Source organism: Limnohabitans sp. 2KL-51, assembly GCF_003063645.1.
Lineage (GTDB): Bacteria > Pseudomonadota > Gammaproteobacteria > Burkholderiales > Burkholderiaceae_C > Limnohabitans_A.
Window position 1 is genome coordinate 212,263 of record NZ_NESJ01000002.1, and the last position, 12,722, is coordinate 224,984.

A 12,722-nucleotide genomic window follows, 5' to 3' on the forward strand; every position below is an offset into this window, starting at 1 on the left:
ACGAATAATGGGCATCAAGAGATGCCCATTATTTGGCCTGAAAAAGCTTGGTGTGTCAGGGCTTGACCGCCGCCGTGACCACCACCTCGATCAAATAAACTGGATTGGCCAGTGCTGCCTGAACCGTGGCACGCGGTGGCGCACTGCCTGCCACCACCCACGCATCCCACACCTCGTTCATGGCGGCGATGTCGGCAATGTCTTTGAGGAAAATCTGGGTGCGCAAGATGCGGGTTTTGTCGCTGTTCGACTCTCTCAGGCGCTGCTCGATCTGCTGCAACACATCGGCCGTTTGGCTTCGAATGTCGGTGGCCTCGCACTCGGGCACCATGCCCGCGAGGTACACCACACCGTTGAAAATAGCCGCCTCGCTTAAGCGAGCCCCCACATGCATGCGTTGAATGTCTTGGCTCATGCTTTTTTCTTTCCCAGTTGTGACTCGGTGCCCGCCATCAAGCGGTGGATGTTTTCTCGGTGCCGCCAGACCAACAGCAAGGCCATGACCGCCAGGCTCATCACTTCGGGCAGAGACGCTTGCCAGGCCACCCCATCGCCAAACAGGTAAAAAACAGGTGCGAACACCGCAGCCACCATCGAGGCCAAGGACACGTAGCGCGAGAAAAGCAGCACGATGGCAAAGCTGAGCACCACCGCCAGCGCCAAGCTGCCGTTGACGCCCACCACCACACCCACCGCCGTGGCCACACCCTTGCCACCGGCAAAGCCAAAAAATACCGGGTACAGGTGCCCCAAAAAGGCGGCTAACCCGGCCAGCGCGGCCAAACCAGCGCCAGCACCGTATTCGGGGCCATAGGCCAGCACCAGCGCCACCGGCAACCAGCCTTTGAAGGCGTCCAGCAGCAAGGTCAGGATGGCCGCTTTTTTGCTGCCCGAACGCAGCACATTGGTGGCCCCCGGGTTTTTGCTGCCGTAGCTGCGCGGGTCGTTCAGGCCCATCAGGCGGCTGACGATCACCGCAAAGCTGAGCGAACCCACCAAATAACTGGCCACCAACACCGCCACTGGCATCAATACATTCATCGAAAGCTCCCTTGTTCTTGTGTGGGCGTCATTCTGCCAGTGCGCAGTTCACCGACTGGGCACCGAGCAACTGCACACACACCTGCGGGTCGATGCCCACCAAGTAACCGCGCCTGCCGCCATTGATGCAAATGCGCGGCAGGGCCAGGATGGTCTCTTCGATGAACACGGGCATGACCCGCCGCGTGGCAAAGGGCGAGGTGCCGCCCACCAAGTAGCCGCTGTGCCGGTTGGCCACCTCGGGCGCACAAGGCTCGACCGATTTCAAGCCGATCTGCCGCGCCAGGTTTTTGGTAGACACCTTGCGGTTGCCATGCATCAGTACCACCAAGGGCTTGGCATCCTGGTCTTGCATGATCAGGGTCTTGACCACGGCAAACGGGTCCATGCCCAGCACCTGCGCGCTGTGCTGGGCACCACCGTGCTCGAGGTATTCATAGGGATGCTCAGTGAAACTCACCCCCTGCTGGCGCAAGAGCGCCGTGGCGGGGGTCTCACTGACTTTGTCTTTTTTGGCCATGGGCCTGCATCACAAAGCCGGGTCACGGATTTCCCAGCGAATCTGGTCAATGGCCTTCAGCACCTCGGGCGAGAGCTGCACCGACCAGGCGGCCAGGTCTTCGTCCAGCTGCGCCACCGAGGTCACACCGATGATGGTGCTGGTCACGTTCCAGCGGTGGTAACAAAAGGCAAGGGCCATTTCGGTAGGCGTCATGCCGTGGTCACGCGCCAGCTGGTTGTAGCGGCGTGCAGCAGCCAAAGCTTCCGGACGGGACCAACGCTGCTTGCGCACCGACTCGTACCGGGACACACGGCCATCGGGAGCACCGGGGCCTTCAAAGCCGGTTTCGTCGTACTTACCCGTGAGCAAGCCAAAACCCAGCGGCGAATACGCCAGCAAGGACACATTCAGGCGGTGGCAGGTTTCATCGAGGCCGTTGTCGACTACCCGATTGACCAGCGTGTAGGGATTTTGCACGGTTGCCACACGGGGCAAGCCGTGCTGCTCGGCCAGGCGCACAAACTCGTGCACGCCATAGGGCGTTTCGTTGGACAGACCGATGTGACGCACCTTGCCTACTTTGACCAGCTGGGCCAGGGCTTCGAGTTGTTCATGAATCGAGGTGGCCGACTTGTCCTTGCTCGGTTCGAAATAATGAAAACCAAGCGCCATCACATGGCGCTCGGGCCAGTGGATCTGGTACAGGTCGATCACATCGGTCTGCAGGCGGCGCAAACTGCCTTCGCACGAGGTCAGGATGTCTTGTGCCGTCATGCCCGCACCTTCGCGCACCCAGGGCATGCTGCGCGAGGGGCCCGCCACCTTGGTGGCCAGCACCAGCTTATGGCGCGCGCCGGGATTTTTGGCAAACCAGTTGCCAATGTAGGTTTCGGTCAGGCCACAGGTGTCGGCCGTGGCGGGCACAGCGTACATCTCGGCGGTGTCAATAAAATTGATGCCAGCGGCCAAAGAGCGGCCGAGGATGGCGTGGGCGCCCTCTTCGCTCACTTGCTGACCAAAGGTCATGGTGCCCAGACAAATGGGCGTGACGTGCAGGTCGGATTGACCAAGTTGTACTTTTTTCATGGGCTTGTCTTTGGCTGCGTCTTAAAATCCTGATTTTGACATGTTGAGCGTTTTGGCTTGGGCGTTTGTTGTGCAATTGCTCGGCAACACGCTCAATGTTCACCACGCTTCTCATAATGCGCTTGCTCCTGCAGGCGCAGCACGCGGCGCTGCACCTTGCCGGTGGTGGTCATCGGCAACTGGTCGATGAATTCGATCTCTTTGGGGTATTCATACGGGGCGAGCAAACCGCGCACATGGGCTTGCAACTCGCGGCGCACCTCGTCGTCAAAAGCCGTCTGCCCTGGCCCATTGGGCCTGCGGCTTTGCCAGTCGGGCGACATGACCACATAGGCTTTGACCAGCGCCCCCCGGTCTTTGTCGGGCTTGGGCACCACGGCGGCGTTGGTCACGGCGGGGTGCTTGACCAAGCAGTTTTCAATTTCACCCGGGCCAATGCGGTAGCCCGCCGCCTTGAACATGTCGTCGGTGCGGCCCAGGTACCAAAGGTAGCCGTCCTCATCCGCCACCGCCATGTCGCCCGTGCGGCACCAGTTGCCGGTGTATTTGGCCTTCGTGGCCTTCTCGTTGTTCCAATAACCCAAAAAGAACACCGGGTCAGGCTGGCCGTGCACATCGAAGCGGTTCACCGCCACTTCGCCGGGTGTGCCGGGCGGGCAAAGCTGCCCCAAATCGTTGATGACCGCGACCTGGTGACCCGGATACCCTTTGCCCATGCTGCCAGGCTTGGCCGGCCACAGGCGGGTGCAGTTGCCCACCACGTAGTTGATCTCGGTCTGGCCGAACATCTCGTTCACCGTAACGCCCAACTGTTGTTGACAATAGCCAAACACCGCGTCACCCACCGCCTCGCCCGCGCTCATCATGGCTTGCAGCTTCAGGCGGTAGCGCCCCTTCACCTCGGGCACGGCCTTCATCATGGCTTTGAGCGCAGTGGGGAACAAAAAAGTGTGGGTGACCGCATGGCTTTGCAAAATCTCGAACGCGACCTCGGGTGAGAAGCGCCCATTGAAGGCCACGATGGGACGCCCAAAGTAGAGGCTGGGCAGCAGCGCGTCCATCAGCCCGCCCGTCCAAGCCCAGTCTGCAGGCGACCAGAACACCGCTTTGGAGGGCTTTTCTGCCTTAAAAGGGTCAAAGCCAAACCAATTTTGGCTGCACACAAAGCCCGTGAGGTTACCGATCAGCGCCCGATGCGGGATCAAGGCCCCCTTGGGGTTGCCGGTGGTGCCGCTGGTGTAGATCAGCACCGCCGGGTCTTCAGCCAAAGTGGACACGGGTTTGAACGTGCTCGCGCTGGCGGCCATGGCTTGGTTCAGGTTCAAGTCGGCCAAGGCGCCAGCTTCGCCTGCCCCCAATAGCGAGTGCAAACCGGGGCAATCGGCTCTGGCCTGCAACAAGGCCTGCACGGTGGATTCATCGCACACCGCCACGCGCGCTTGGCTGTCGTTGATCCGAAATGACAAGGCCTCGGGGCCAAACAGCATCGACAGTGGCATGGCCACCGCACCCATTTGCAGCACGGCGATATAGGCCACCGCCGTTTCATAGCGCTGAGGCATGACGATGGCCACGCGGTCACCACGCTGCACACCCTGAGAACGCAGCACCCGGCTCAGCCGATTGGCGTCTTGCTGCAGCTGCCCGAAGGTCCAGCTGCTCCCCAGGCCCTGCCCTGCCAAGTGCTCGCGCACGGCGTGGTGTTTGGCGGTGGCCGCTTGCGCTGCCCATCGCCCGCAACAGGCCTGTGCCATGTTGAAGCGCTTGGGCACTTTCCAGCCAAAACTTTGGTGGATGGCCGCATAGCTGTCGGTGGCCCGACTTAGGGCAGGGTGCTTGGTTGCTGGGGGGGTCTGCGAGCTGAAGGCTTCATTGGGGGCGGCTGGGCGGTCCTGGTGGCGACTGATGTTCACGGTGTCTCTCCTTATGATCGAAAGTATGTACCAAGTTTTACGCCCCTCACAAAGTCTCTGGGTGCCGCTGCGCGGCTGTCGTTACCATGTCCGCCAATGGGGCACGCCCACACCCGGCACCACGCCGCTGGTGCTGGCGCATGGCTGGATGGATGTGGCCGCCTCCTGGCAGTTCATGGTGGACGCGTTCAGCGAGGCCTTTGTCAGCCAGCGCCCCATCATTGCCATGGACTGGCGCGGCTATGGCCTGACCGAGACGCCCACGACCGACAGTTATTGGTTCCCCGACTACCTCGCAGATCTGGACGCGCTGCTGGACACGCTGTACCCTGGTCAAAGCATCGACCTGGTGGGCCACAGCATGGGCGGCAACGTGGTCATGATGTACGCGGGGACCCGGCCCGAGCGCATACGCCGCTTAGTCAACCTCGAAGGCTTTGGCATGGCTGCCACCCAAACGAGCCAAGCGCCCACGCGCATGGCCCAGTGGCTGGACGAACTCAAGGCGCAGCGTGCAGGCAGCAACGATCTCAAACCCTATGCCGATGCAGCCGGCGTTGCCGCGCGCCTGATGAAAACCAACCGCCGTCTGAGCCAGGACAAGGCCGACTGGCTGGCCCTGCACTGGTCAAGCCCCGGCCCCGATGGTCAATGGCGCATCCTCGGAGACTCGGCGCACAAGGTTATCAACCCCTATCTGTACCAAGTCGACGAGGCGCTGGAAATGTACCGCCGCATCAGCGCTCCCGTGCTGTCCGTGGAGGCGGCAGGCGACTCGCTCGGCCAGTGGTGGAAAGGCCGTTACACCCTGGCCGAATACCATGAACGCCTGAGATCGGTGCCCCAATCGGAGAAAGCGGTCATTCAGGACGCAGGGCACATGCTGCAACACGACCAACCCGAAACTCTGGCCCATCTGATTGAAAAATTCAGTCACTGAAAAGCCCTAGAATCCATTTGTTTTTTTGATGGTTATCCAATATGCCGATCGCGCACATTTCCCGTTTTTTCCTGGCTGTATTTTTGTGTTCAGGCTTGTCTTTGGCACAGGCACAAACAAGCAACCGCTTTTGCCCAGACTTTTTGTCTGTCAAAGGGGCACCCGAGCCTACGCATCGGGGTGAGTTCACGTTTTCCCCCTACACCCACCACTGGAAACACAGCACGGAACACAAACAAGTGGTCCTGGTGGCAATTGACGAACAACTGCCCGGCGACCGTTTGTGCGGTGTCAGCTTTTTCAGCAACTCTTTTGGACAGCCTTCGGTGTATGTTTATGCGGGTTTGCAGTACAACAACCTGATGGGTATGCCTGAACTCTTCGCCAAAGTCACGGGCGGCCTGATGTATGGCTACGTGGCCCCTTACGAGGGCAAGGTGCCCCTCAATTACAAGGGATTCAATCCGGCCATCATCCCAGTCTTGGGCTACAAGTTGACGCAGCACGACTCGGTTCAAATTAAATTTCTGGGCAGCGCCGGCCTGATGTTCTCTTACGGGCGGCAGTTTTAAGCCCCACAGGGGGCATGCGTCTTACCAACTCATGAGAAAATGCCTGGTTTACTGAACCGGACACTTATCCCATGGACGCAGAACGCATCAACCAAATCGGCGCAACCCTCACAGACCTGACCGCTCGTACCCACGAGTTACGGGGGTATCTTTGACTACGATGCCAAATCTGAACGGCTGAGAACCGTCAACGCATCGCTCGAAGATCCCGCGGTCTGGAATGACCCCAAAAAAGCCCAAGAGCTGGGCAAAGAGAAAAAAGCCTTGGACGGCGTGGTGGTGACCATCACCAACCTGACCAGCGAGCTGGCCGACAACCTTGAACTCTTTGAGATGAGCAAGGAAGAAGGCGATGACGATGGCCTGATGACCATCGAAGATGAATCCGCCAAACTGATTGCGCTGGTCGCAGACCTTGAGTTCCGCCGCATGTTCCGACACGAGGCCGACCCGCTGAACTGCTTTGTCGACATCCAGGCTGGCGCCGGCGGCACCGAGGCCTGTGACTGGGCCAGCATGCTGCTGCGCCAGTACCTCAAGTACGCCGAACGCAAAGGTTTTAAAGCAACCGTGGAAGACGAAACCCCGGGCGACACGGCGGGCATCAAGGGCGCGACCATCAAGATTGAGGGCGAATACGCGTTTGGACTTCTGCGCACCGAAACCGGTGTGCACCGCCTGGTCCGCAAAAGCCCCTTCGACTCGTCTGGCGGCCGACACACGTCATTTGCCTCGTTGTTTGTGTACCCTGATATCGACGACTCGATCGAGATCAACATCAACCCGTCTGATGTGCGCACCGACACCTTTCGGGCCAGCGGCGCCGGCGGTCAGCACATCAACAAAACCGACTCGGCGGTGCGATTGACGCACATCCCCACCGGCATCGTGGTGCAATGCCAAGACGGACGCAGCCAGCACAGCAACCGCGATGTCGCTTGGCAACGCCTGCGCTCGCGCCTGTACGACTTTGAAATGCGCAAACGCATGGAAGAGCAGCAAAAGCTGGAAGACACCAAGACCGATGTGGGCTGGGGTCATCAGATCCGCAGCTATGTGCTGGACAACAGCCGCATCAAGGATTTGCGCACCAACGTCGAAATTTCGGCCACCCAAAAGGTGCTCGATGGCGACCTCGATGCGTTCATCGAAGCCTCACTGAAACAAGGCCTCTGAACTGCTCAGACCTCAACCAAAACGGAGTTAGTGATGCTTGAAGGACAACCCACAGCGATTCACCGGGAGGCTTATGCTGCTCCGACGTTCTGGATCGACACGGTCGATCTGACGTTCGACCTCGACCCTGCTAAAACCCGCGTGCTCAACAAAATGCGCCTGCGCCGCAACCCCGATGTGGCGGCGCAGCCGCTGCGCCTGGATGGCGAAGACCTGAACTTGGCCCGAGTGCTGGTCAACGGTGGTGGTACCTCGTTCAAGATGGACGGTAACCAGTTGGTTTTGGAAAACTTGCCCGAAGACCACGAGCCCTTCGATCTGGAAATCTTCACCACTTGCAACCCGGAAAAGAACACCCAGCTGATGGGCTTGTACGTCAGCCAGGGCACCTTCTTCACCCAGTGCGAGGCCGAAGGTTTCCGCCGCATCACCTATTTCCTGGACCGCCCGGATGTGATGGCCAGCTACACCGTCACCTTGCGTGCTGACAAAACCAAATACCCGGTGCTGCTGAGTAACGGCAACCTGGTTGAACAAGGCGCACTGGAAGATGGGCGTCACTTTGCCAAGTGGGTCGACCCGCACAAAAAACCCTGCTACCTGTTTGCCTTGGTGGCTGGTCAGCTGGTCGCGCGCGAGCAACGCATCGTCAGCCGCAGCGGCAAAGATCACTTGCTGCAAGTGTTTGTGCGCCCCGGTGATCTGGACAAGACCGAACACGCGATGAACTCGCTGATGGCCAGCGTGGCCTGGGACGAAGCACGCTTTGGCCTGCCGCTCGATCTGGAACGCTTCATGATCGTCGCCACCAGCGACTTCAACATGGGCGCGATGGAAAACAAGGGCCTGAACATTTTCAACACCAAGTACGTGCTGGCCAACCCGAACACGGCCACCGACATGGATTTTGGCGGTATCGAAAGCGTGGTCGGCCACGAGTACTTCCACAACTGGACGGGCAACCGCATCACCTGCCGCGACTGGTTTCAGCTCTCGCTCAAAGAGGGACTGACGGTCTTTCGTGACCAGGAATTCAGCCAGGACATGGCGGGCGTGGCCAGTGCCCGTGCCGTCAAACGCATTGAAGACGTGCGTGTCTTGCGCACGGTGCAGTTTGCCGAAGACGCCGGCCCCATGGCCCACCCGGTGCGTCCCGACAGCTACGTCGAGATCAACAACTTCTACACCGTCACCATTTACGAAAAAGGCTCGGAAGTCGTTCGCATGATGCAAACGCTGGTGGCCACCCCAGCTGACAGCCTAGGCCGCGATGGATTTGCCAAAGGCATGAAGCTGTACTTTGAGCGCCATGACGGCCAAGCCGTGACCTGCGACGACTTTGCGCAGGCTATCGCCGACGCCAACCCCAGCTCGGCGCTGGCACAGAACCTGAGCGCGTTCAAGCATTGGTACAGCCAAGCAGGCACCCCACGCCTGCAAGCGAGCGGTGCCTACAACGCTGACGAACGCAGCTACACCCTGACCCTGCGTCAAAGGTGCCCAGCGACACCTGACCAAACCGATAAAAAACCTTTTGTGGTTCCAGTCACGCTGGGCTTGCTCAGCCGAGACGGCGCTGCCATGCCCTTGCAGTTGGCTGACGCCAACGACAGCGTCCTGCAGCAAACCCTTGTGCTGACCGAAGAGAGCGCCAGCTTCACCTTTGCCAACATCAACAGCGAACCCGTGCCCTCCTTGCTGCGCGGTTTCAGCGCCCCCGTGGTGCTAGAAGACGGTTTGTCCGCGACCGACCTTCTCATCTTGTTGGCCCACGACAGTGACCCCTTCAACCAGTGGGAAGCTGGCCAGCGCCTGATGCTGCAAAGCGCGCTCGATGCCATTCAGCAAAACAAGGACTTGACGGGCCAGCCTGTGTTGTCTGAGGCCCTGGTGGCGGCCCTGCGCAACGTGCTGCGCCATCCCCAACTGGACGCCGCATTCAAGGACCTGGCGCTCACACTGCCCTCAGAAAATTACATCGCCGACCACCTAGACGTGGTGGACCCGCAACGCGTACACGCGCTGCGCGAAAACATGCGCCTGCAACTGGCCACCGCCCTGCAAGCCGACTGGCTATGGGCCTGGGATGCCCACAAGTACAACGGCGTCTACTCGCCCGATGCCCAATCCAGCGGCCGCCGTGCCTTGGCAGGCCTGTCCATGACCATGTTGTGCGTGGCCGCTGTGCACAGCGGTGACGCCGTCACGCCAGGCCGCGTGTACCAGCAATTCAAGGACGCGGGCAATATGACCGACCGTTTCAACGCTTTGTCGGCACTGGTGGTGAGCGGCCATGCCTTGGCGCAAGACGCTTTGGCCTTATTCCACAAAATGTTCCAGCACGAAGCGCTGGTGATCGACAAATGGTTTGCCCTGCAAGCCGGTGCGCCCGACCGTGCGGGCGACGTGTTGCCGCGTGTGCGCCAGCTCATGCAACACCCCGACTTCAGCCTGCGCAACCCCAACCGCGCCCGCAGCCTGATCTTCAGCTACTGCAGCGCCAACCCGGCTGGTTTCCACCGCGCCGACGCGGCAGGCTATGTGTATTGGAGCGAGCAGGTGCTGGCGCTCGACGCGATCAACCCGCAAGTGGCCGCACGCCTGGCGCGCGCCATGGACCGCTGGAGCCGCCTGGCCGAGCCCTACCGCAGCGCGGCCAAAGTCGCCATCGAGCGCGTGGCCGCCAAAACCGACCTGTCTAACGATGCGCGCGAAGTGATCAGCCGAGCCCTGAGTGCGGCTTGAAGTGCAGCACCTGACTTCGACGCCCGAACCCAAGGAATGAACATGAGCAGCAAAATTTCCCTGTCCCGCTACCTGGTGGAACAGCAACGCGACAAAGGCCATATCCCGGCCGACTTGCGCTTGCTGCTCGAAGTGGTGGCTCGCGCCTGCAAAAGCATCAGCCACGCCGTCAACAAAGGCGCTTTGGGCGGCGTGTTAGGCAGTGCCGAAATTGAAAACGTGCAAGGCGAGGTGCAAAAGAAACTTGACATCATCGCCAACGAAGTACTGCTAGAAGCCAACGAATGGGGTGGCCACTTAGCGGCCATGGCCTCTGAAGAGATGGACAGCATCTACTTGGTACCCAACCGTTACCCGCAAGGCGAATACCTGCTGCTGTTTGATCCACTCGATGGTTCCTCCAACATCGACGTCAACGTCAGCATCGGCACCATCTTCAGCGTGCTCAAAAAACCCGAAGACAGCCAAGGCGTCACTGAGCAAGACTTTTTGCAATCCGGCAAGAAGCAGGTGGCGGCAGGTTACTGCGTGTACGGACCGCAAACCACCTTGGTGCTCACCGTGGGCGATGGCGTGGCCATGTTCACCCTCGACCGCGAGCAAGGCTCTTTCGTACTGACCCAAGAAAACGTGCAAGTGCCCGCCGACACCCAAGAGTTCGCCATCAACATGAGCAATATGCGCCACTGGGACGAACCCGTACGCCGCTACATTGATGAATGCCTGCAGGGCAAGGAAGGCCCGCGTGACAAGGACTTCAACATGCGCTGGATCGCCAGCATGGTGGCCGACGTGCACCGCATCCTGACCCGTGGCGGCGTCTTCATGTACCCCTGGGACAAGCGCGAACCCCACAAAGCCGGCAAGCTCCGTTTGTTATATGAGGCCAATCCCATGAGCTGGCTGATCGAACAAGCCGGGGGGGCGTCCACCAATGGCAAAGAGCGCATTCTGGATCTGCAACCGGGCCAGTTGCACGAACGGGTGAGCGTGATTCTGGGCTCCAAAAACGAAGTTGAGCGCGTGACCCGATACCACGCCCAAGCTTGATTTTTGCTGACCACGGCAAGGAGGTGCCGTCAGGCTGGCAAGTCGATGGGGGCAAGTGCAGGAACGCACTGTCCCGGAACACCTGAACAAACCCAGTGGCCCAGGCCTTTTGGGGGTTTTAAGCGCGTCCTGTGGTGTGCGCACCCGAGCCCAAAGACAACATTTCGAGACGGTTCAAGGCACCCAGTGCCTGCACGGCTTTGCGCGTGGCACCGGGCACGTTGCTGCCGCTGGAGCGCAAATAATGCAGCGCCATCGCCAAGGCATTTTCTGCTTCCTGGTGCATGGCCAAGGTGAAGTGGTCCTGGTGCACTGGGGTGCTGAAGTGGCGCGAGTTCAGAGGTGTCAAGTGGGCTGCGGTGGTCATGGTTTCATGCTCCTGTGAATGGATGCTGGTTCGCATGGATTAAATTTATCAGCATTTTGGTCAAATTTAATACTTTGATAATCTTTAATTGCAACAAATTGCAAAATAGAAATGATGAAATGCTGAGATCACAGCATCAAGACCACCAACGCTGGCCCAGGCCGAGAAAAAGAAACTTGCACAAGCAAAAAAACAGCCACTCCGAGGAGTGGCTGCATCATGAAACGGGTGGCCTGGAGCGCCTCAAAAATCTGGGTGAGGCCCCAACATGCCCCATGCCCGCAAGGCACAGTTGCCCAGATCAGTCGTCCAGATCAGGCGGCAAACCATCACCCACCACCGGCGCTGAGGCGGCAGTCTCTGTTACCACCTGACGCAAGGTTTCGCGCAGCATTTTTTTCTCGGGCAAGCTCAAGGCGCGGGCCAGTCGCTGGCGCATGCGCAGCAAAAGCTGGCGGTCCACTTCTTGCGGAATGCCCCGGCTGATCTGCAAAGCGTCGCGCAGGTCTTCGCGCAGATCCTCAGGTTCGTCGGCCCACCAGGCGGTTATGACCTCGTGCATCGATTTGCGCAGCTCTTCCACGTCTTCCCCGGCCGGGCCCATCCCCGTGGACAGCTTGCCTTGCAACATGTCGGCCAGGGCTTGCGAATTGACCACCACACGGCGGTCGGCCTGGGTCAGCAAACGGGCCCAGCCCGGGTCGGTGCGCACCATTTGCGGCATGTTGCGTGCCGATTCATCGGCCAACAGGTGCACGCTCAAGCCGCTGAGCTGGGCTTCGTCGATGGTGGCCAAAAAGCGCTCATCGTCGCTGGCCACCAGCACATGGTCACATGCATGGTGATCGGCCAGTTGTTTGAGGTCGTGGCCCAGTGAGCGCAACAAAGAAGCACCACCATCGGCATCGTGGGTCTGCACCAGGCGCACGATCTGGTCGTCGATAACAAGACCATCCGATCGGTCGCTGTACCAGTAAATGCGGCGCAGATCTACATCCAGCGCCGCGTGTGATAAGGCCTGTGACAGCAAGCTGATCAAGCCCTGGCGGTTGACCGATTCGCCGGTGGCCCCCATCACGCCTTGCTGGGCCAGCCAGATCAAAAATCGGCCGTCGATCAAAGCCATGCAGGTGCCCCCTCGGTGTTCGCCAAAGCGGCGTTCGGAACGGACGTCGGGAGAGAAATAATCGCGTTTCATGAAATGACCTGTATCCATATGTGTAAAACCAGTAACGTTGCTAAATAGGGCAACCTGCCTATTTTACGGCCAGGCCTTTGTATGCTTGGGCCAAGACCGCTGCCGGAGCCTCGCCAGCGTGCTTGCCCTTGT

At 59.7% G+C, this 12,722-nt stretch carries 12 protein-coding genes; 5 read left to right on the forward strand and 7 right to left on the reverse strand.

Annotation, left to right across the window (positions count from 1 at the left end; genetic code table 11):
• Positions 1 to 55: 55 nt before the first annotated feature.
• The 5 genes from B9Z49_RS02550 to B9Z49_RS02570 all read right to left on the reverse strand — a co-directional run bounded on the left by B9Z49_RS02550 (position 56) and on the right by B9Z49_RS02570 (position 4,425).
• On the reverse strand, positions 56 to 415 hold the full coding sequence (locus B9Z49_RS02550; RefSeq protein WP_108351872.1) for a RidA family protein: 360 nt from the start codon (positions 413 to 415) through the stop codon (positions 56 to 58).
• Complete coding sequence (plsY, locus tag B9Z49_RS02555; RefSeq protein WP_108351873.1) at positions 412 to 1,041, reverse strand: glycerol-3-phosphate 1-O-acyltransferase PlsY; 630 nt, start codon at positions 1,039 to 1,041, stop codon at positions 412 to 414. Before plsY ends, B9Z49_RS02550 begins: the two co-directional genes overlap by 4 nt.
• A 28-nt stretch (positions 1,042 to 1,069) precedes the next feature.
• Positions 1,070 to 1,561, reverse strand: coding sequence for an aminoacyl-tRNA deacylase (locus tag B9Z49_RS02560; RefSeq protein ID WP_108351874.1), 492 nt, complete (start codon positions 1,559 to 1,561; stop codon positions 1,070 to 1,072).
• A gap of 9 nt (positions 1,562 to 1,570) precedes the next feature.
• Entirely contained in the window at positions 1,571 to 2,629 is a 1,059-nt protein-coding gene (locus tag B9Z49_RS02565) for an aldo/keto reductase (RefSeq protein ID WP_108351875.1), read from the reverse strand.
• Between the two features lie 92 nt (positions 2,630 to 2,721).
• Positions 2,722 to 4,425 (reverse strand): acyl-CoA synthetase, encoded by a 1,704-nt coding sequence (locus tag B9Z49_RS02570; RefSeq protein ID WP_108351995.1) that lies wholly within the window; start codon positions 4,423 to 4,425, stop codon positions 2,722 to 2,724.
• Positions 4,426 to 4,567: 142 nt separating this feature from the next.
• On the opposite strand from B9Z49_RS02570, the gene B9Z49_RS02575 reads away from it, so the two are divergent.
• From B9Z49_RS02575 to B9Z49_RS02595, 5 genes are all read left to right on the forward strand, one after another.
• On the forward strand, positions 4,568 to 5,482 hold the full coding sequence (locus tag B9Z49_RS02575; RefSeq protein ID WP_199224962.1) for an alpha/beta fold hydrolase: 915 nt from the start codon (positions 4,568 to 4,570) through the stop codon (positions 5,480 to 5,482).
• Between the two features lie 41 nt (positions 5,483 to 5,523).
• Entirely contained in the window at positions 5,524 to 6,054 is a 531-nt protein-coding gene (locus tag B9Z49_RS02580) for a hypothetical protein (protein ID WP_108351877.1), read from the forward strand.
• Positions 6,055 to 6,125: 71 nt separating this feature from the next.
• Positions 6,126 to 7,230 (forward strand): peptide chain release factor 2 gene (gene prfB, locus B9Z49_RS02585; RefSeq protein WP_108351878.1). Its coding sequence is split into 2 segments (ribosomal slippage): positions 6,126 to 6,206 and positions 6,208 to 7,230, totalling 1,104 coding nucleotides; the frame shifts between segments, so codons are not numbered across the junction.
• A gap of 33 nt (positions 7,231 to 7,263) precedes the next feature.
• Positions 7,264 to 9,975, forward strand: a complete 2,712-nt coding sequence (pepN, locus tag B9Z49_RS02590; protein WP_108351879.1) for an aminopeptidase N — start codon at positions 7,264 to 7,266, stop codon at positions 9,973 to 9,975.
• 42 nt (positions 9,976 to 10,017) lie between these two features.
• Positions 10,018 to 11,025: a class 1 fructose-bisphosphatase gene (locus B9Z49_RS02595; RefSeq protein WP_108351996.1), complete on the forward strand. Its 1,008-nt coding sequence runs from the start codon at positions 10,018 to 10,020 to the stop codon at positions 11,023 to 11,025.
• Between the two features lie 118 nt (positions 11,026 to 11,143).
• Here the strand turns inward: B9Z49_RS02595 and B9Z49_RS02600 are convergent, their stop codons facing one another.
• Positions 11,144 to 11,392 (reverse strand): hypothetical protein, encoded by a 249-nt coding sequence (locus B9Z49_RS02600; RefSeq protein ID WP_233254481.1) that lies wholly within the window; start codon positions 11,390 to 11,392, stop codon positions 11,144 to 11,146.
• A 301-nt stretch (positions 11,393 to 11,693) separates the two neighbouring features.
• Positions 11,694 to 12,590 carry a hypothetical protein gene (locus B9Z49_RS02605; protein WP_233254482.1) on the reverse strand — a complete coding sequence of 299 codons (897 nt, stop codon included), beginning with the start codon at positions 12,588 to 12,590 and terminating at the stop codon, positions 11,694 to 11,696.
• Positions 12,591 to 12,722 lie beyond the last annotated feature (132 nt).